This window comes from Streptomyces sp. 3330, from assembly GCF_031456635.1.
GTDB lineage: Bacteria > Actinomycetota > Actinomycetes > Streptomycetales > Streptomycetaceae > Streptomyces.
The window spans coordinates 367,220-386,856 of sequence record NZ_JAVDVA010000007.1 but is presented as its reverse complement, the minus strand read 5'-3'; the positions used below and the strand labels follow the sequence as shown (position 1 = coordinate 386,856).

Annotated in this window: 12 protein-coding genes; 9 read left to right on the top strand and 3 right to left on the bottom strand. The window is 73.0% G+C overall.

What is annotated here, in order from left to right; translation table 11 throughout:
* Positions 1 to 137: 137 nt before the first annotated feature.
* Complete coding sequence (locus J2X68_RS15365) at positions 138 to 992, bottom strand: TetR/AcrR family transcriptional regulator (RefSeq protein ID WP_310433073.1); 855 nt, start codon at positions 990 to 992, stop codon at positions 138 to 140.
* Positions 993 to 2,361: 1,369 nt separating this feature from the next.
* Here J2X68_RS15365 and J2X68_RS15360 point away from each other — a divergent pair.
* Positions 2,362 to 6,546, top strand: a complete 4,185-nt coding sequence (locus tag J2X68_RS15360; RefSeq protein ID WP_399040026.1) for a molybdopterin-dependent oxidoreductase — start codon at positions 2,362 to 2,364, stop codon at positions 6,544 to 6,546.
* A gap of 203 nt (positions 6,547 to 6,749) precedes the next feature.
* The gene (locus J2X68_RS15355; protein WP_310433097.1) at positions 6,750 to 10,658 is read left to right on the top strand and encodes a glycoside hydrolase family 2 TIM barrel-domain containing protein; all 3,909 of its coding nucleotides are present in this window, start codon (positions 6,750 to 6,752) and stop codon (positions 10,656 to 10,658) included.
* A 108-nt stretch (positions 10,659 to 10,766) separates the two neighbouring features.
* Here the strand turns inward: J2X68_RS15355 and J2X68_RS15350 are convergent, their stop codons facing one another.
* Entirely contained in the window at positions 10,767 to 11,117 is a 351-nt protein-coding gene (locus J2X68_RS15350) for a DUF6980 family protein (protein ID WP_310433071.1), read from the bottom strand.
* A gap of 86 nt (positions 11,118 to 11,203) precedes the next feature.
* Between J2X68_RS15350 and lpdA the strand changes: the two genes are divergently transcribed.
* The 6 genes from lpdA (at position 11,204) to J2X68_RS15320 (ending at position 17,055) form a co-directional block, all read left to right on the top strand.
* The gene (lpdA, locus tag J2X68_RS15345; protein WP_310433070.1) at positions 11,204 to 12,616 is read left to right on the top strand and encodes a dihydrolipoyl dehydrogenase; all 1,413 of its coding nucleotides are present in this window, start codon (positions 11,204 to 11,206) and stop codon (positions 12,614 to 12,616) included.
* A gap of 130 nt (positions 12,617 to 12,746) precedes the next feature.
* Entirely contained in the window at positions 12,747 to 14,033 is a 1,287-nt protein-coding gene (locus tag J2X68_RS15340; RefSeq protein WP_310433069.1) for a hypothetical protein, read from the top strand.
* Positions 14,030 to 14,494, top strand: a complete 465-nt coding sequence (locus J2X68_RS15335; protein ID WP_310433068.1) for a hypothetical protein — start codon at positions 14,030 to 14,032, stop codon at positions 14,492 to 14,494. The genes J2X68_RS15340 and J2X68_RS15335 overlap by 4 nt, the downstream gene beginning before the upstream one ends.
* A gap of 129 nt (positions 14,495 to 14,623) precedes the next feature.
* Positions 14,624 to 16,102 carry an AlkA N-terminal domain-containing protein gene (locus J2X68_RS15330; protein ID WP_310433067.1) on the top strand — a complete coding sequence of 493 codons (1,479 nt, stop codon included), beginning with the start codon at positions 14,624 to 14,626 and terminating at the stop codon, positions 16,100 to 16,102.
* A gap of 9 nt (positions 16,103 to 16,111) precedes the next feature.
* Entirely contained in the window at positions 16,112 to 16,621 is a 510-nt protein-coding gene (locus tag J2X68_RS15325; RefSeq protein ID WP_310433066.1) for a methylated-DNA--[protein]-cysteine S-methyltransferase, read from the top strand.
* 233 nt (positions 16,622 to 16,854) lie between these two features.
* The gene (locus J2X68_RS15320; RefSeq protein ID WP_310433065.1) at positions 16,855 to 17,055 is read left to right on the top strand and encodes a type II toxin-antitoxin system VapB family antitoxin; all 201 of its coding nucleotides are present in this window, start codon (positions 16,855 to 16,857) and stop codon (positions 17,053 to 17,055) included.
* Between the two features lie 162 nt (positions 17,056 to 17,217).
* Here the strand turns inward: J2X68_RS15320 and J2X68_RS15315 are convergent, their stop codons facing one another.
* Positions 17,218 to 18,306, bottom strand: a complete 1,089-nt coding sequence (locus J2X68_RS15315; protein ID WP_310433064.1) for an ADP-ribosylglycohydrolase family protein — start codon at positions 18,304 to 18,306, stop codon at positions 17,218 to 17,220.
* A gap of 210 nt (positions 18,307 to 18,516) precedes the next feature.
* Here J2X68_RS15315 and J2X68_RS15310 point away from each other — a divergent pair, with 210 nt between their 5' ends.
* On the top strand, positions 18,517 to 19,635 hold the full coding sequence (locus J2X68_RS15310; RefSeq protein ID WP_310433096.1) for a glycerate kinase: 1,119 nt from the start codon (positions 18,517 to 18,519) through the stop codon (positions 19,633 to 19,635).
* Positions 19,636 to 19,637 lie beyond the last annotated feature (2 nt).

Here is a 19,637-nt window from a genome sequence, read left to right as displayed (position 1 = left end):
CCCGTCTCCTGCCCTCCCGTTCCCGCCCCCGCCCCGTCTCCTGCCCTCCCGTTCCCGCCCCCGCCCCGTCTCCTGCCCTCCCGTTCCCGCCCCCGTGCTCGAGCCTCGCTCGACTGCCGGGGCGGGGATCGGCATCGCTACGCCCTGAGGCCTGCCGGGGGCCGGTAGTCGGCACCCAGCCCCATGCGGGTCACGCTCTCGTGCATCAGCAGCTCGAACATCGGCTCCTGGTCGGTGATCAGCGGGGTGAGGTGCTCGAACACCTCCAGCGCCACCTGTCCGTACAGCGTGCGCCAGCACGAGAGCATGACGATCAGCGCCCCGAGCGGCATGTCGACGCCGGTGGCGGCGCGGTAGTCGGCGATCTGGCGGCGCATCGACGGGGCGAGGTCCTCGTCGGCCAGGACGGGGTAGGGGCGGGCCGCCCACAGCCGCATGTGCTCGGCGCCCCAGAGAGCGGCGAGGTCGCGGACCCACTCGGCGGTCACGTCGGTGTGGGTCACACCGGCGGCCACCGTGGGTGTGCCGAAGAGGAGACGGAACTCCTGGCGATGCGCCAGCGCCCAGCGGCGGAACACCCGGGCCGGGGCGATCAGCCGGGCCGCGAAGTCCGTCTCGCACTCGCCCTCGATGGCCGCCCGCAACCGGTCCGTGAGCTCCGCGACGATGTCCCGGGACGTGCACCGCACGATGTCCCCGAGATCGTCGAAGTGCCGGTACAGGGCGGCCGGGGTCACCCCGACCCGGCGCGCGATCTCGGCGAGCGTCAACGCCTCCACACCCTGCCGGGTGATGACCTCCCGCGCCGCCGCGCGGACGTCCCGCGACATCTGCCGGCGCAGCCGTTCGCGACGGGTGGGAGCGGGTCCTGCGCCGTCGTCCTCCTCGGAGCGCTCGCGCAGCACGACGAACACGTTGACGGTCCTCACATCGCCACCGCCGCTGATGTACTGCGTGCCACCGTGATGCGCCGCGTTGCTCTGTCCCGGCATCGCGGCCGTCGTCGAGGGGCTCTCGTGCCCCGCCTCACCGTTCACCGTCGACCCCGGCTTTCCCGGCCGACGTTGAGGTCCCCGCTCAAGGTGATGTGCTGCGTCCCGCCGTCGCGAGCGACGTTGTGCTGCACGGAGATCCCCGCGGTACGGCTGCCGGTGCCCGTGCCGGTGCGGGTACGGGTGGCGGTGCGGGTACTGCAACTGGTACGGATGCCGGTGTCGGTGCTGGACCGGGTCAGGGCCCGGCGACCGGGCTCCCCCTCCGCCGTGCGGGCCCCCGCGACCTCCGGGACCACATGACCGAGTCGACCTGCCCCGCCCCGCACAACCTCGCCGGGCTCCGTCCCGCCCGGCTCCGTCCCGGTCGGCCCGGACTCGCTCGGCTCGCAGTCGTACGGCCCGGACTCACTCGGTTCGGACCCACCCCGGGCCGCCGCTGCCAGCCCCGCTTCGATCCCTGCTGGCTCGACCGTCCCGCCTTGGACCCGCGCCACTGCGGCCAACTGCCAGGGCGGTGTCCCCCGGCCGCGCAGACCCGTGAACCGCAGCCGTACAGAGCGCCAGATGTCCGTCGCCACGGCCCCGGCCATCGCCGTTCCGCCGGCTGCAGCCAGCCCCCACAACGCTTCCCAGAGCACCGCGCCTCCTTTCGCCCCGCGACACCGCGTGTGCCGCTGACCGAGAAACGTCCACGGGCCTCACCGAGTAACGGCCCGTTACTTTGCTCCTGGCGGTTGCTCGATGCGTGAGGACGTGCGCACCGGCTCGGCGTACGCCGGCTTGGCGGGGGCGCGCGACCGGCGTTCCCACGCGGACAGCCGACCGTGGCTACGCGGCGCCGCCCCAGCCAGGGCGAGAGATCGCTGATGAGGCGGCGAGGCGGCGAGGTAGCGGGGCGGCGAGGTAGCGGGGCAGCGGGGCGGCGAGGTGACGTGGTGCTCACGCTGGGCGAGCGGTCGAGGGCCGGGTGGGCGGCTGCCGGCGGCTACGCCCCGGGGCCGGCCAGCCGGCCGGCGGGCAGGGTGGCTCGGTCGCCGGCGGCAACCGGGATGACTGCGCCCGGAGCCCATCCGTCCGCGCCCCCCCCCGCAGCCCGGCCTCCCGCAGCCCGGCCTCCCGCAGGCCGGCATCGGCCCGCTCACACCCGCCCGCCCCCTGGTGTGCGCCGGGCTTAACTCCTGGCGGCCGGTCCGGGAGACACCTGTGTAATGCACGGTTCGTACCGTCACAGAGGCTTGCAGAGGCTCTCACCAGGCCGATCGTCAGAAGGAAGGGGGCGCCCGTGGCCGCGTTGGACCCACGGACCGACAGCACGAGCACGACGAAGGTGCGCACGGTCTGCTCGTACTGCGGTGTGGGCTGCGGCATGCTCCTCGACATCGGCCGCGGACCGGACGGGCGGCGTACGGTCCTGAAGGCGTCCGGCGACAAGCAGCACCCGGCGAACTTCGGCCGGCTGTGCACGAAGGGCGCGACCACCGCCGACATGCTCGCCGCGCCGGGCCGGCTGACCGGCGCGCTGGTCCGCCCGGACCGCGGCGCGGAACCTGAGCCCGCCCCCGTGGACGCCGCCGTCGCCGAGACGGCACGGCGGCTGCGCGCGATCGTCGACGAACACGGCCCCGACGCGGTCGCTCTCTACGTGTCCGGCCAGATGAGCCTGGAAGCGCAGTACCTCGCCAACAAGCTGGCCAAGGGCTATCTCCGCACCAACCAGATCGAGTCGAACTCCCGCCTGTGCATGGCGAGCGCCGGAACCGGTTACAAGCTGTCTCTCGGCGCCGACGGCCCGCCCGGCTCGTACGAGGACCTCGACAAGGCGGACGTCTTCCTCGTCATCGGGTCCAACATGGCCGACTGCCACCCGATCCTGTTCCTCCGGATGATGGACCGGGTGAAGGCGGGCGCCAAGCTGATCGTCGTCGATCCGCGCCGCACCGCCACCGCCGCGAAGGCCGACCTGTTCCTCCAGGTCGCGCCGGGCACCGACCTCGCCCTGCTCAACGGCCTGCTCCGCCTCCTGCACGACAACGGCCACACCGACCCCGAGTTCGTCACCGCGTACACCGAGGGCTGGGAGGCCATGCCGGACTTCCTCGCCGACTACGCGCCGGAGACGGTCGCGGAGATCACCGGCGTACCGGAGGACGACCTGCGCGCGGCGGCCCGGCTGATCGGCGAGGCGGGGGAGTGGACCAGCTGCTGGACCATGGGCCTCAACCAGTCCACGCACGGCACCTGGAACACCAACGCGCTCATCAACCTGCACCTCGCCACCGGCAGGATCTGCCGCCCGGGCAGCGGCCCCTTCTCCCTCACCGGCCAGCCCAACGCCATGGGGGGCCGGGAAATGGGTTACATGGGCCCGGGGCTGCCCGGCCAGCGCTCCGTCCTCGTGGAGGGCGACCGCGCCTTCGTCGAGGAGCTGTGGGGGCTCGAACCGGGCACGATCCGGGCCGACGGCGTCGGCAAGGGGACCGTCGAGATGTTCCGGAAGATGGCCGACGGCGACATCAAGGCCTGCTGGATCATCTGCACCAACCCGGTCGCCTCGGTCGCCAACCGCCGGACGGTCATCGAGGGGCTGGAGGCCGCGGAGTTCGTCGTCGCGCAGGACGTCTTCGCGGAAACGGAGACAAACGCTTACGCCGACGTCGTCCTGCCGGGCGCGATGTGGACCGAGACCGAGGGCGTCCTCATCAACAGCGAGCGCAACCTCACGCTCGCCCGGCCCGCCGCCGACCCGCCCGGCGAGGCCATGGCGGACTGGCGGCTCATCGCGGCCGTCGCCCGCGCCATGGGTTACGAAAGCGGTTTCACCTACGATTCCGCCGAGCAGGTCTTCGAGGAGATCAAGCGCGCCCACAACGCGCAGACCGGTTACGACCTGCGCGGAGTGACCTACGAGCGGCTGCGGGCCACCCCGGTGCAGTGGCCGGCGGCGACCGTCGACGGCCCCGACCGCAACCCGATCCGCTACGTGAACGACGACGGTTCGCTCACCTTTCCCACGGCCTCCGGCCGCGCGGTCTTCCACCCGCGTCCGCATGTCCCGCCCGCCGAGATGCCGGACGACGACTACCCGTTCTTCCTCAACACCGGCCGCCTCCAGCACCAGTGGCACACCCTGACGAAGACCGCGAAGGTCGCCAAGCTCAACAAGCTGGATCCCGGCCCGTTCGTGGAGGTGCACCCCGAGGACGCCGCCGCGCTCGGCCTGGCCGACGGCGACTCCGTCGAGGTCGCCTCGCGGCGCGGGCGGGCCGTGCTGCCGGCCGTCGTCACCGACCGCGTGCTGCCCGGCTCCTGTTTCGCGCCGTTCCACTGGAACGACCTGTTCGGCGAGTACCTCAGCGTCAACGCGGTCACCAGCGACGCCGTCGACCCGCTGTCCTTCCAGCCCGAGCTGAAGGTCTGCGCGGTCTCGCTGACAAAGGTGTCGACACCGGTTACCGTCCAGTCCCCGGCCCCGGCGGGCCGGGCCCCGGCCCCGGAGAACCCCCTCGGGCACGCGCTCGCCGGCCGGACGGCCCCGACCGAAGGGCCCGGGACCGTCCTCGCCCCGACCGCCGTCCTGCCGTCCACGGCCGAGGTCTTCGGTCTGCGCCCCGCCCCGCCGCCGGTCCTGACCGAGCGCGAACGCCGGTACCTGGTCGGTTTCCTCGGCGGGATCCCGGCCGGCGCGCCCGGGGTGCCGGTGCTGCCGCCGGACGCGCCCTTCAGCCCCGAGCACGCGCTGTGGGTCAACGGCACCCTCGCCGGCCTGTACTCCCGCACCGCCGCCGCACCCCCGCGGACCCCGGCGCGCCGGGTCGTGGTCCTGTGGGCCTCGCAGACCGGCAACGCCGAGGACTTCGCCACCACCACGGCCGAGCGGCTCACGGCGGGCGGTCACCCGGCGTCCCTCGTCGCCATGGACGAGGCCGACCCCGCCGCGCTGCCCTCCGACGCCGACCTGCTGCTGATCACCAGCACCTTCGGCGACGGTGACGCCCCCGACAACGGGGCCGGCTTCTGGGACGGCCTCGACGCGCTGGACACCGGCCGCCTGGAAGGCCGCCGCTACGCCGTCCTCGCCTTCGGGGACTCCTCGTACGACGACTTCTGCGGGCACGGCCGGCGGCTGGACCGCCGGCTCGACGAACTCGGCGCGGTCCGGCTGGCCCCCCGCACCGACTGCGAGCCGGACTACGAGACGCAGGCGCAGGCCTGGCTCGACCAGGTGGCCACCGCTCTGCAAGAGGCCGCGCAACCGGTGTCCCCGGCCCCGCTGCCCCCGGCCCCGCTGCCCCCGGCCCCGCTGTCCCCGGCCCCGGCGGGGCAGGCCCCGGCCGTCGGCGTGCCTGCCGCCGCGCACACGGGGGCGACCGTTGCGGAAGCCGTTTCCGGGGCCGTGACGAAAGCGACACCCGCCGCTCCCCGTTCCCGGCGACCCGCCCCCGTCACCGCCCGTCTGACCGGCAACCGGTTGCTGAGCCTGCCGGGCTCCGGCAAGGAGGTCCGGCGCTTCACCTTCGACACCCGCGACAGCGAGACCCCGCTCCTCTACGAGGCGGGCGACGCCCTCGGCGTACGCCCTCTCAACTCCCCCGGGACGGTGGCGGAGTGGCTGAGCGTCACCGGTCTCGACACCCGCGCGCGCGTGCAGGTGAACGGCGTCGGCGAGACGGCTCTCGGCGAGGCCTTCCTGCGTCATCTCGACATCACCCGGATCACCCCGGCCCTGCTGCGCTTCGCCGCCGACCGCACCCGCGACCCGCGTGAGCTGCGCAAGCTGCTGCGCCCCGACAACAAGGACGAACTGGCGAAGTGGTCCTGGGGGCGGCAGGCCGTCGACGTGGTCGCCGAGTTCGGTGTCCGCGCCGACCCGCAGGAGTGGGCCGAACTGCTGGGTCGGCTCCAGCCGAGGTTGTACTCCATCTCGTCCAGCCCGCTGACCGACCCCCGTCTCGTCTCGCTCACCGTCTCCGTGGTGCGGTACGAGAACCTGGCCGGCCGGCCCCGGCAGGGCGTCTGCTCGCCCTTCCTGGCCGACGCCGAGCCCGGTGCCGAGGTCGCCGTCCACGTGCAGCGCTCCCCGCACTTCCGGCCGCCGGCCGACCCCGCCACGCCCATGGTGATGGTCGGCCCCGGCACCGGCGTGGCGCCCTTCGTCGGCTTCCTCGAAGAGCGCCGGGCGCGGGGGCACCGCGCTCCCAACTGGCTGTTCTTCGGCGAACAGCACCGGGCGACGGACTTCTACTACGAGGAGGAGCTGGCCGCTCTCCTGGACGACGGCACCCTCGCCCGTCTGGACACCGCCTTCTCCCGCGACCAGCGCGCCAAGGTCTATGTCCAGGACCGGATCCGCGAACACGGCTCGCACCTGTGGTCCTGGCTCCAGGACGGCGCCCACTTCTACGTCTGCGGGGACGCCTCCCGGATGGCCAAGGACGTCGATCTGGCCCTGCGTGACGTCGCGGTCCTGCACGGCGGTCTGAGCGAGCCCGAGGCCGCCGCCTACCTGAAGCAGCTCGCCTCCGACAAGCGGTACGTGCGGGACGTCTACTGACGGGAGTCACCAGAAGAGCCCGTGGGAGGCGCGGGCACCAAGTGGCGTTGCGCCGAAGTGAGTTGATATCAGGCCATCGCGGCGCGTCTATGTTCGTTTTTTCAACAGGAGTGGACAAGATCTGACGCACCCTCCGTCCGTGCGAAGCCGCACGGGTCGCCCCGAGGAAGGTCGTGGTCATGTCGCACCCGCACGTGTCGTCCATGGACCGGCCGGACCGCCCCCAGCGGGTGGGACCGGACCACCCCCGGCGGGCGGTCGTCAGCCGTCGTCGTCTGCTCGAAGGGTCGGCCGCCGTCCTCGGCGCGCTCGCCCTGTCCGCGCCGTCCACCGCCCACCGGGCCGCCGCGGCGGGCGCGGACCCGGAGTGGAGCGGCGCCATCGACGTCTTCCGGCTCGGCACCGAGCCCCCGCACACCACCCTCATGCCGTACGCGGATCTCGCCCAGGCCCTCGCCGCCGACCGCACTCGCTCGCCCTACCGGCTCAGCCTCGACGGCACCTGGAAGTTCGCCCACGCCGAGCGTCCCGACGACCGGGACCCGGACTTCCACCGCACCGACCTCGACGACAGCGGCTGGGACACCATCCCGGTTCCCGCCGCCTGGCAGTTGCACGGTCACGACCGCCCGATCTACGTCAACATCACCTACCCGTGGTGGGGCCCCAACGGACTGGGGGAGGAGGCGCAGCCGCCCGCCGCCCCCACCCGCTACAACCCCGTGGGCCAGTACCGTCGCACCTTCACGGTCCCGCGCGGCTGGGCGGGACGGCGGACGTTCCTCCACTTCGAGGGGGTCAAGTCCGCCCACTACGTGTGGATCAACGGCGAGTTGGTCGGTTACCACGAGGATTCCTACGACCCCGCCGAGTACGACATCACCCCGCATCTCAAGCCGGGCGCCAACCAGATCGCGGTGGAGGTCTACCGCTACTCGGACGGCGACTGGCTGGAGGACCAGGACATGATCCGGCTGAGCGGCATCTTCCGCTCGGTCTACCTGTACTCCACCCCGGCCGTGCACCTGCGCGACTTCCGGCTGGACACCCCGCTGAGCGACGACCACCGGGCGGCCGGGCTGTCGGTCACCGCGAGCGTGCGGGACTACGGCGGACGGGGCGCGGGCCGCTACACCGTCGAGACCCAGCTGTACGACGCGGGCGGACACCCGGTGTGGCCCCGGCCCCTGCAACAGGCCGTCGCGCTCGGCGCCGGGGAGGAGAAGGCCGTACAGGCCGCGAAGGCCGTGCCCGCGCCGCGCCTGTGGTCGGCCGAACACCCGTACCTGTACACCGCCGTGCTCCGCCTGCGCGACCCGTCGGGAAAGGTGATCGAAACCCTTTCCCACCGGGTGGGCCTGCGCGAGTTCGCGCTCAAGGACGGCCTGATGCGCATCAACGGCAAGCCGGTCTCCTTCCGGGGCACCAACCGGCACGAGATGCACCCGGTGCGCGGTTCGGCCCTCACCCGCGCCGACCTCGTCGAGGACATCGGGATCATCAAGCGGCTGAACATCAACAGCGTCCGCACCTCGCACTACCCCAACAACCCGCTGTGGCTGGAACTCGCGGACGAGTACGGCCTGTACCTCGTGGACGAGACCAACCTGGAGACCCACGGCATCCGGGGCGAGTACCCCGGCGACCACGCCGAGTGGACGAAGGCGTGCGTGGCCCGTGCCCAGAACATGGTGCACCGCGACAAGAACCACGCGTCGGTCGTCATCTGGTCCCTGGGCAACGAGGCCGGCGGCGGCACCACGTTCAACGCCATGCACGACTGGATCCGCTCCTACGACAGCACCCGCGTCATCCAGTACGAGGGCGACGACCGTCCGGGGATCAGCGACATCCGCTCCGAGATGTACGACACCCCCGCCCGCGTTCTGGCACGCGCCGAGGACACCGGCGACATCCGGCCGTACGTGATGATCGAGTACTCCCACGCGATGGGGAACTCCAGCGGGAACTTCAAGAAGTACTGGGACCTGATCCGCCGTCACGACGTGCTCCAGGGCGGCTGGATCTGGGACTTCGTCGACCAGGCACTCGACTGGCCCACCCCGGTCCGCAAGCTGTTCACCGAGGCCGGGCCCGCCGGGCTCCGGGGCGAGCTCATCGCTCCCGGCGGCACCTTCACCCGCGACGAGGGCGTCTCCGGTGGAACCGTTTTCGCCCGCGACGCCTCGCTGGACCTCACCGGCTCCCTCACGCTGGAAGCCTGGATCACCCCGCACGTAACCGGTTACCACCAGCCGATCCTCGCCAAGGGCGACACCCAGTACGCCCTGAAGCAGACGAACAGGACTCTTGAGTTCTTCATCTACGGCAGCGGCCAGTGGATCACCGCGAGCTGGGCGCTGCCGGCCGACTGGACCGGCGCCGAGCATCAGGTCGCGGGTGTCTTCGACGCCGCGGCCGGCACCCTGACGCTGTACGTCGACGGCGTGGTCCGGGCGACCCGCACCACCACGGTGCGCCCCGGCGTCAACACCGCGCCCCTGTCCCTGGCCACCGACGTCGACAACCCGACCCGGGAGTTCAGCGGCACCGTCCGGCGGGCCCGCGTGTACGCCCGGGCGCTGAGCGCGGCCGAACTGGCCTCCGCCGGCCGCGGTCCCGGCGACGACGGCGTGCGGTTCTGGTTCGACGCCGCCACCGTCGGCCTCACCGAGCAACGCCCCCGCGAGAAGACGTTCCGCGCCTACGGCGGCGACTGGGGCGACAACCCCAACGACGGGGCCTTCTCCGGCGACGGCATTGTCACCGCAGACCGCGGGGCCACCGGCAAGTCCGCCGAGGTCAAACGGATCTACCAGGCCATCGACGCCTCACCGGCCGCCGGCGGCCCGCTCGCCCCGGGAGGGCCGGTCACCCTCACCAACGAGTACCTCTTCACCGACCTGCGGGAATTCGACGGCCGATGGGAACTCGTACGGGACGGGGAGGTGGTCCGGCGCGGCAAGCTGAGCCGTGAGCAACTGAACGTGGCCCCGCTGTCGAGCAAGGACATCACCGTGCCCTTCGAACTGCCGGACCGTCCGGCACCGGGCGCCGAGTACTTCCTCCAGCTGTCGTTCACCACCAGGGAGGCGACGAAGTGGGCCAACTCCGGCTTCGAGGTGGCGAGACGGCAACTCGCCGTCGACGCCGGGAGCCCCGCCGTCACGCCCGTCCCCCTGTCCGGCGTCCCGCCGCTCACTCACCGGGACGCCGCCGGATCGGTCACCGTCCGGGGCACGGACTTCTCGGTCACCGTCGACAAGGGAACCGGCGTCATCACCTCCTACGAGGCCGGCGGCGCCCGGCTGATCTCCTCGGGGCCTGCCCCCAACTTCTGGCGCGCCCCCACCGACAACGACCGGGGAAACGGACAGCACACCCGAAACCAGACCTGGCGCGACGCCGGCGCGCGCCGGAAGGTGACCGACGTGAGCGTGCGGGCGCTGCGCGACCGGGCCGTCGAGATCAAGGTGACCGGCACGCTGCCCACCACCACGGAATCGACGTACACCACCACCTACACCGTTTTCGGGAACGGTGAGATCAAGGTCGACAACACCCTGCACCCGGGCGCCGCCTCCCTGCCGTACCTCCCGGAGATCGGCACGCTGCTGTTCCTGCCCGCCCGTCTGGAGAGGCTGCACTACTACGGCCGCGGTCCCGAGGAGAACCACTGGGACCGCAACGACGCCACCGACGTGGGCCGGTACTCCGGCACCGTGACCGGGCAGTGGACCTCGTACCTGCGGCCCCAGGAGAACGGCAACAAGACCGACGTGCGCTGGGTCGCCCTCACCGACGGGAACGGCACCGGCCTGCTCGTCTCCGGCGAGCCGCTGCTGGAGTTCAACGCCTCGCACTTCACCCCCGAGGACCTGTCCGTCGGAGCCCGCCACGACTACCAGCTCACCTCGCGCGAGGAGGTCGTCCTGCGCGTGAATCACCGGCAGATGGGCGTCGGCGGCGACAACAGCTGGGGCGCGCACACCCACGACGAGTTCAAGCTGTTCGCCGACCGCGACTACGCGTACACCTACCGGCTCAGGCCGTTGACCGACGTCGACGAGGCCACCGCGGTGTCGCGGCGGCCGACGGCAACCTCCGAGTAACCGCTTCCACCCCTCCTCCGGCCCGCCCCCGCCGGCGGTACGGACACGGGTACGGCGACACGTGCCGGCCCCTGTGTCCGTACCGCCGGCGCCCGCCCGCCGAGCGCCTCAGGACGACCGGGGCGCGTCCTCGCCGGCCGGCGCCGGTCCGCCGGCGCCTGCTCGCAGCCACCGGCCGTCCTCGAACTCCGGCGGCACCTCGTCCTCCCAGGGATCGATCCCGCGCGCCTCGAGCGCGTCGAACCACCGGTCCCGCAGCGACTCCGGCAGCCGGGCGCCGCACCAGGGGCAGAAGGAGATCTCCCGGGAGGCCGATCCGCCGTCGTGGACGATCAGGCCGTACTCCCGGAACTTCGGTTCGAACCGCACCAGCGCGTCCGGGCAGGCGAAGACGTCGGGGTGCGCCCGGCACCGCCGGCCGGCCTCGCGGGTCATCTCGGCGCAGCAGTGATCGATCACTCACACATTCTCCCCGTCGGCGCGCGAGAATCGGAACGGCAGCACGCATCACCCGTATCGCACTCCACGGAAAAGGAAACGAATCCATGACCGAGCAGGACGAACGCTTCGACGTCGTGGTCCTAGGCGCCGGTCCGGGCGGCTACGTCGCCGCGGTCCGCGCCGCCCAGCTGGGCAAGCGCGTCGCCGTCGTCGAGGAGAAGTACTGGGGCGGCGTGTGCCTGAACGTGGGCTGCATCCCCACCAAGGCCCTCCTGCGCAACGCCGAACTCGCCCATATCTTCACCCGTGAGGCGAAGACCTTCGGCATCAAGGTCGACGGACAGGTCTCCTTCGACTACGGAGTGGCGTACGACCGCAGCCGCAAGGTCGCCGACGGCCGGGTCAAGGGCGTCCACTACCTGATGAAGAAGAACAAGATCACCGAGTTCGACGGCCGCGGCGCCTTCGTCGACGACCACACCCTGCGGGTAACCGGTTACGACGGCGAGATCCGCACCCTCGGCTTCGACCACTGCGTCATCGCCACCGGCGCCACCCCCAGGCTGCTCCCGGGCACCAAGCGCAGCGCGCGGGTGGTGACGTACGAGGAGCAGATCCTCGCCGACGACCTTCCGCAGTCGATCGTCATCGCGGGGGCCGGCGCCATCGGCATCGAGTTCGCGTACGTCCTGCACAACTACGGCGTGAAGGTCACGATCGTCGAGTTCCTGGACCGGATCGCGCCCCTGGAGGACGCCGAGGTCTCCGCCGAACTGGCCAAGCAGTACCGCAAGCTGGGCATCGACGTGCTCACCTCCACCCGGGTGGAGTCCATCGACGAGTCCGGTCCGCGGGTGCGCGTCACGGTCACCGGCAAGGACGGCGCCCAGCAGGTCCTGGAGTCCGACAAGGTCCTCCAGGCCATCGGCTTCGCCCCGAACGTCACCGGCTACGGCCTGGAGAACACGGGCGTGCGGGTCACCGAGCGCGGCGCGATCGACGTCGACGGCCGCTGCCGCACCTCGGTCCCGCACATCTACGCCATCGGCGACGTCACCGCGAAGCTGATGCTCGCGCACGCCGCCGAGGCCATGGGCGTGATCGCCGCCGAGACCCTCGCCGACGCGGAGACCATGGAGCTGGACTACGCCATGATCCCGCGCGCCACCTACTGCCAGCCCCAGGTCGCCAGCTTCGGCTACACCGAGGCCCAGGCGCGGGAAAAGGGTTACGACGTCAAGGTGGCGAAGTTCCCGTTCACCGCGAACGGCAAGTCGCACGGCCTCGGCGACACCACCGGTTTCGTGAAACTCATCAGCGACGCGAAGTACGGCGAGCTCATCGGCGGCCATCTGATCGGCCCCGACGTCACCGAACTGCTTCCCGAGCTGACCCTCGCCCAGCAGTGGGACCTCACCGTGCACGAGGTCGCCCGCAACGTCCACGCCCACCCGACGCTGGGCGAGGCCGTCAAGGAGGCCGTGCACGGCCTGGCCGGGCACATGATCAACATGTAGGGCCCTCCGAACGGGCGGGGGCGCTCACCCGAACGGCCCCGCCTCGCTCGCCGTCGGCGCGCGGCCGGGATGTGCTGGCTCCACCGGACCGGCCCCGGGCCGGTCCCGACCGACGGCGAGGGAGTCCGCCATGCCGGAAAGCGGTGTTCCCGCCGACGCGGAGCTGGACGCACTCAGGGCCCGCATCGCGGCCCTGGAGGAGGAGCGCACCCGCCCTCCCACCCATCACCGGGTCCGTTCGGTCTTCGCGGTGATCCTCATCGTCCTCGGCTGCTTCCTGGCCCCGCTGGGCGTGGTGGCGGCCTGGACCTCGAGCATCGTGGGCGACACGGACCGCTACGTCGACACCGTCCGCCCGCTGGCCTCCGACAAGGACGTCCAGAACGCGGCCGCCACCCGCGTCACGAACGCCGTGATGGATCGCCTGGACCTCACCGCGCTCCTCCAGGACGCCGCCCCGGCCCAGCGCCCCCTGCTGGAGAAGGCCCTCGGCAGGCTCGGCCCCTCGCTCGAGAGCGCCGTCAGCAGCTTCGTGCACGACAAGGCGCAGGCGGTCGTGGCCTCCGACGCCTTCGAGAAGATCTGGACCGACGCCAACCGCAGGGTCCACAGCGCTGTCGAGAAGGCCCTCACCGGCAGCGGCGGCGGCGCGGTGAAGATCGAGAACGACACGGTCACCGTCGACCTCGCGCCGGTCATCGACGAGGTCAAGCAGCGGCTGGTCGACTCCGGGATGACGGTCGCGGGGAAGATCCCCGAGATCCACACGAACTTCACGGTCATCAGGTCCGAGGACATCGGCAAGGTCAAGACCTACTTCCGGCTGCTCGAACTGGCCGGCTTCTGGCTGCCCGTCGTGGCGGTCCTGCTGGTGGCCGCGGGCGTCCTGCTCTCGACGCACCGCCGCCGCGTCCTGATCGTCGCCGCCCTCTGCTTCGCCTTCGCCACGCTCCTGCTGGGCGTCGCGCTGACCGTCTTCCGGGTGATCTACCTGGACGCCCTCCCGGCCGGCGTCTCCCAGCCCGCCGCCGGGTCCGTCTACGACACGCTCACCCGCTTCCTGCGCACCTCCGTGCGGTCGGTGGTCGCCCTCGGCGTGGTCATCGCCCTCGCCGCGTGGCTGACCGGGCCCGGCCGCCACGCCGCGCTGGTGCGGCGGCTGTGGCACTCGGGCATCGGCGCCGTGCGCGAGACCGCCGATCACGCAGGACTGCGCACCGGTCCCGTCGGCCCGTTCGTCGACCGTTACCGCACCTGGATCACCTGGATCCTGGCCGCGGGAGCCGTCCTGGCGTTCCTGCTGTGGCCGTATCCGACCGGCTGGGTCGTGGTCGGCCTCGCCCTGGCCCTGCTCTTCGCGCTGGCGATCGTCGACTTCCTCGCCACCCGGCCCCGCCGAAAGGACAGCCCCGCATGAGCTCGCACTCCCCGACCGGAGAGCCGCACGGCGAGATCGGCACCGCCTGGTCCACGCCGCCCGGCGGCCCGTCCGGGTCCGCCGCGCACGACAGCCGGACCGACGGCGTCGTCTTCGCCGGCGTCCTGCTGCTGTGCAGCGGGGTGCTCGCCGTGCTCCAGGGCATCGCGGCCGTCGCCGAGGACGACATCTACGCCCGCGTCGGCTCGTACGCCTACGAACTCGACCTCACCGGCTGGGGCTGGATCCACCTCGTCCTGGGCGTGGTCGCGGCGGCGACCGGAGCGGCCCTCCTCAAGGGCATGACCTGGGCGCGCTTCACGGGCATCTTCCTCGCCGCGCTGAGCCTGGTCACCCAGTTCCTGTTCCTGCCCTACGAGCCGCTCTGGTCGGTCGTCGTCATGGCGATCGACGTGTTCGTGATCTGGTCGCTGGCCTCGTGGCCGGAGCGGGCGGGCTGAGCCCGGCGGGAAGGCGCCCCGGCGGCCCTCCGGGGGAGCCGGGGCCGATGCGGGCCACGCGAGGTCGATGTCGGATTCTCGCCAGCGCCGGACCGGCGACCGGTCGATGCTGGACCTATGCAGAACGGGATGTACACCGATCGCGAGCGCTGTGTGCGCGCCGTGCAGTCCAAGGACGCGCGGTTCGACGGCTGGTTCTTCACGGCGGTCCTGACCACCGGCATCTACTGCCGCCCCAGCTGCCCCGTCGTGCCGCCCAAGCCGCGCAACATGGTCTTCCACCCCAGCGCCGCCGCGTGTCAGCAGGCCGGCTTCCGCGCCTGCAAGCGCTGCCGTCCCGACACCACGCCCGGCTCCCCGGAGTGGAACCAGCGCGCCGACCTGGTCGCCCGCGCCATGCGGCTGATCGCCGACGGCGTCGTCGACCGTGAGGGCGTGCCCGGGCTCGCGGCCCGCCTCGGCTACAGCACCCGGCAGATCGAACGCCAACTCCTCGCCGAACTCGGCGCCGGCCCGCTCGCGTTGGCCCGGGCCCAGCGCGCCCAGACCGCTCGCCTGCTCATCGAGACGACCGAACTGCCCATGGCCGAGGCCGCGTTCGCGTCCGGCTTCGCCTCCATCCGCACCTTCAACGACACCGTGCGCGAGGTCTTCGCGCTGTCCCCGACCGAACTGCGCGCCCGGGTAACCCGGAAGAGCCCCTCGGCCCGCACGGGCACACCCGGCACGCTCGCCCTGCGCCTGCCCTTCCGGGCCCCGCTCAACCCGGACAACCTCTTCGGACACCTCGCCGCGACCGGCGTCCCGGGGGTCGAGGAGTGGCGGGACGGCGCCTTCCGGCGCACGCTCCGGCTGCCGTACGGGCACGGCGTCGTGGCGCTCACCCCGAACCCGGACCACATCGGCTGCCGCCTCACCCTCAGCGACCTGCGCGACCTGACGGTCGCGATCAGCCGCTGCCGGCGCATGCTCGACCTGGACGCCGACCCGGTCGCCGTCGACGACCGGCTGCGCGCGGATCCGCTGCTCGCGCCCCTGGTGGACAAGGCCCCCGGCCGCCGGGTGCCCCGTACGGTCGACGAGGCGGAGTTCGCCGTACGCGCCGTGCTGGGGCAGCAGGTGTCCACCGCGGCCGCCCGCACCCACGCGGCCCGGCTGGTCACCGCGCACGGCGAACGCGTCGACGACCCGGAGGGCGGCCTCACCCACCTCTTCCCGACCGCCGAGGCGCTCGCCGCCGTCGACCCCGCAACCCTGGCGTTGCCCCGCACCCGCCGCGCCACCTTCACCACCCTCGTCGGGCAACTCGCCGACGGCACACTGCACCTGGGCGTGGAGAGCGACTGGCCCAAGGCGCGCGCCGTCCTGCTCGCGCTGCCCGGCTTCGGACCCTGGACGGTCGACGTCATCGCGATGCGCGCCCTCGGCGACCCCGACGCCTTCCTCCCCACCGACCTCGGAATCCGCCGCGCCGCGGCGGAGTTGGGCCTGCCCTCCACCCCCGCGGCGCTCACCGCCCGCGCCGCGGCCTGGCGGCCCTGGCGGGCGTACGCCGTCCAGTACCTCTGGGCCACCGACAACCACCCGATCAACGTCCTCCCCGGATAAGGAACGTCCGTGAAACAGCACACGATCGTCGACAGCCCGTACGGCCCCCTCACGCTCGTCGCCGACGACGGCGTCCTGTGCGGCCTCTACATGACCGAACAGCGCCACCGCCCGCCCGAGGAGCATTTCGGCCCCCGCGACGCCACCCCGTTCGGCGACGCGGAGGAACAGCTCCAGGCCTATTTCGCGGGCGAGCTGCGGGAGTTCAGCCTCGAACTGCGCCTGCACGGAACCCCGTTCCAGCGCTCCGTCTGGGACGGGCTGCGGAAGATCCCGTACGGCGAGACCCGCACCTACGGCGAACTCGCCGAAGCCCTCGGCAATCCGACCGCCTCCCGCGCGGTGGGCCTCGCCAACGGCAGGAACCCCATCGGCATCATCGTGCCCTGCCATCGCGTGATCGGCGCGGGCGGCGGCCTCACCGGCTACGGCGGCGGCCTGGACCGCAAGCGGCGTCTGCTGGACTTCGAGGGCGGCGCCGCCCCCGGCGACGCGACCCTCTTCCGGCTCCAGGCGTGAGGACCCCCGTCCGGGCCCGACTGGCGGCACCCCGGCGCGCCGGGCGCGCCGCTCCTCAGCGGAGCGCGTTCCCCGCCTCGTCCGGACCGTTCGCGAACCGGCCCCCGTGGGCCCGGGCGTCGTCCGTCAGCCGGTGCGGGCCGCCGCCGCAGCACGCTGCCGGTTCCCGGCGCGGGGGACCGAAGGGCCGCGAGCACAGGTCGCGGCGCTCCGGGCGGTGTTACCGTCCCCGCATGGCCAAGGTCGCTGTCTCGCTCGACGCCGAACTCGTCGTCGAAGTCATGGTGCTCACCGGGGTGGGCAATCCGCAGGACGCCGTCGAACTGGTCGTGCGCGACTACATCGAGCGCGGCCATCGCACGGAGGCCCGGACCGCCGTCCGGGACGAGGCCCTGCGCGAGGTGGACGGCAAGCCGCGCGACGTCCAGGGCTGAGCGTCCCGGAGGATCACCGCGGCGGCCGGCACACGGGGCAGGGAGACGCGGTGCGCCGCGGGCCCGGGCGTGCCGGGAAGGCCCGTACGGACGGCGTGGGGACGGCGTGGGGACGGCGTAGGGACGGCCGCGGCCGCGCGCCGGACCGGCTGTCCCACCGCCTCAGGGGTCCGCCGGCCGGTCCCGCTCCCCGGCCAGCCGCAGCGTCCGCCGCGCCAGCTCGCTGATACGCACGCCGTCGAAGCCGAACACCGCGCTGCGCACGGTGTCCTCCAGCGGCTCCGTCCACCGGGGCGGGATCGCCGAGGCGCCGGTCAGGACCCCGGCCACCGAACCGGCCGTCGCGCCGTTGGAGTCGGTGTCCAGGCCGCCGCGCACGGTCAGCGTGACGGTCCGGGTGAAGTCGCCGTCGCCGTAGAGCAGTCCGGCGGTGAGGACGGCGGCGTTCGGGACGGTGTGGATCCAGCCGAGGCCCGCCGTCTCCTCGGTCACCGTGGCGAGCGTGTCCTCCCAGGTCATGCGGGCTTCGTGGAGGGAGGCGACCCGGCGCACGGTCCGGGCCAGTCGGCAGCTCGCCGGGACGACGGCCAGCGCTTCGTCCAGCGCGTGGCGCACCGTCGGCGCGGTGAACGCCGCCGCGATCAGCGCCGCCGCGAACATCGCGCCGTACACCCCGTTGCCGGTGTGCGAGAGCACCGCGTCCCGGCGGGCGAGGGAGGCGGCGCGGCGGGGGAGGCCGGGGCAGGTCCAGCCGTAGATGTCGGCGCGGATCAGGGCGCCGATCCACTCCTGGTACGGGTTGTCGTACGTCGCCGTCAGCGGCGGCTTCAGCCCGGCCGTCAGGTTGCGGTAGGCGGCCCGCTCGGCGGTGAACGTCTGCAGATAGGGGAGCCGCAGCAGCCACAGGTCGCCGACCTGCTCGGTGCTGAAGCCGAAGCCGTGGGTCTCCAGGAGGTCGAGGCCGAGGATCGCGTAGTCGACGTCGTCGTCGCGGCAGCTGCCGTGGATGCGGCCGCGCACGCACTCCCGCCACTCCGGGCGCAGCCGCAGGCCGTCCTCCTCGGTGGCCGGCTCCGGCAGGTAGTCGGTGAGCGGCAGGGCTGCGGCCCGCCGCAGATAGCGGTCGATGCGCTCGCGCGTCCACAGGTCGCCCTGCTCGACCGGCTTGCCGAGCATGTTGCCCGCGATCCGGCCCAGCCAGCCCCCGAGGACGCGGTCGGCGAGCTCCGGCTCGCCGCCCACAGGGGTCATGGGTCCGGTCTACCCGATTCCGGTGCCGCCCGCGAGGGTTGCGACCGCCCACAGGCGCCGCTCAGCGTCGTTCCAGGGTCCGGGCACCGCATGACGGCGGGGGCGCCTTGCGGTTAAGGTCGCAGCGGCGCGACTGGCCCTGACGTGCGCGGGGCCCGGAGAGCAAGGGGATGCAAGGTGACGGACGCTCCAGTGCGGGGCACCCGACGGGTGCTCGTGGCCGCGGACAAGTTCAAGGGCTCGCTGACGGCCGTGGAGGTCGCCGAGCGGGTGACGGCCGGGCTGCGCCGGGTGGTGGCGGACCTCGAGGTGGAGGCCCTGCCCGTCGCCGATGGCGGTGACGGGACCGTCGCCGCGGCGGTCGCCGCGGGCTTCGCACGCCGGGAGGTGCGGGTCGCCGGACCGCTCGGCCAGGAGGTGACCGCCGCGTTCGCGGTGCGCGGTGACACCGCGGTCGTGGAGATGGCGGAGGCGAGCGGCCTCCAGCGGCTCCCGGCCGGGGTCTTCGCGCCCCTCACGGCGTCGACGTACGGCTCGGGCGAGCTGCTGCGCGCCGCGCTGGACGCGGGGGTGCGGACGATCGTCTTCGGGGTCGGCGGCAGCGCCACCACCGACGGCGGGGCGGGCATGCTGTCCGCGCTCGGCGCGCGGTTCCTCGACGCGGACGGCGAGCCGGTGGCCCCGGGCGGCGGCGGTCTCGCGGAACTGGCCCGCGCCGACCTGTCGGAGCTGGATCCCCGGCTGGCCTCGGTGGAACTGGTGCTGGCGAGCGACGTCGACAACCCGCTGACCGGCCCCAAGGGCGCACCCGCGGTGTACGGCCCGCAGAAGGGCGCCTCGCCGGACGACGTCGAGGCGCTGGACGCGGCGCTCGCGCACTACGCGAAGGTGCTGGAGAGCGCGCTCGGGTCGAAGGCGGCGGAGTACGCCGCCGCGCCGGGCGCGGGCGCCGCGGGCGGCATCGGCTACGGGGCGCTGCTCGTCGGCGCCCGCTTCCGCCCGGGCATCGAGGTCATGCTCGACGTGCTGGGCTTCGCGACGGCGCTCGGACGGGCCGATCTGGTGATCACCGGCGAAGGCTCGCTGGACGAGCAGACCCTGCACGGCAAGGCCCCCGCGGGTGTCGCCGCGGCGGCCCGGGCGGCCGGCAAGGAGGTCGTCGCGGTCTGCGGCCGCCTCGCGCTGCCCCCGGCGGCGCTGGGCCGGGCCGGCATCCGCCGCGCCTATCCGCTGACGGACGCCGAGCCGGACATCGCCCGGTGCATCTCGGACGCCGGGCCGATCCTGGAGCGGGTGGCGGAACGGATCGGCCGCGACTTCCTGAGCTGAGC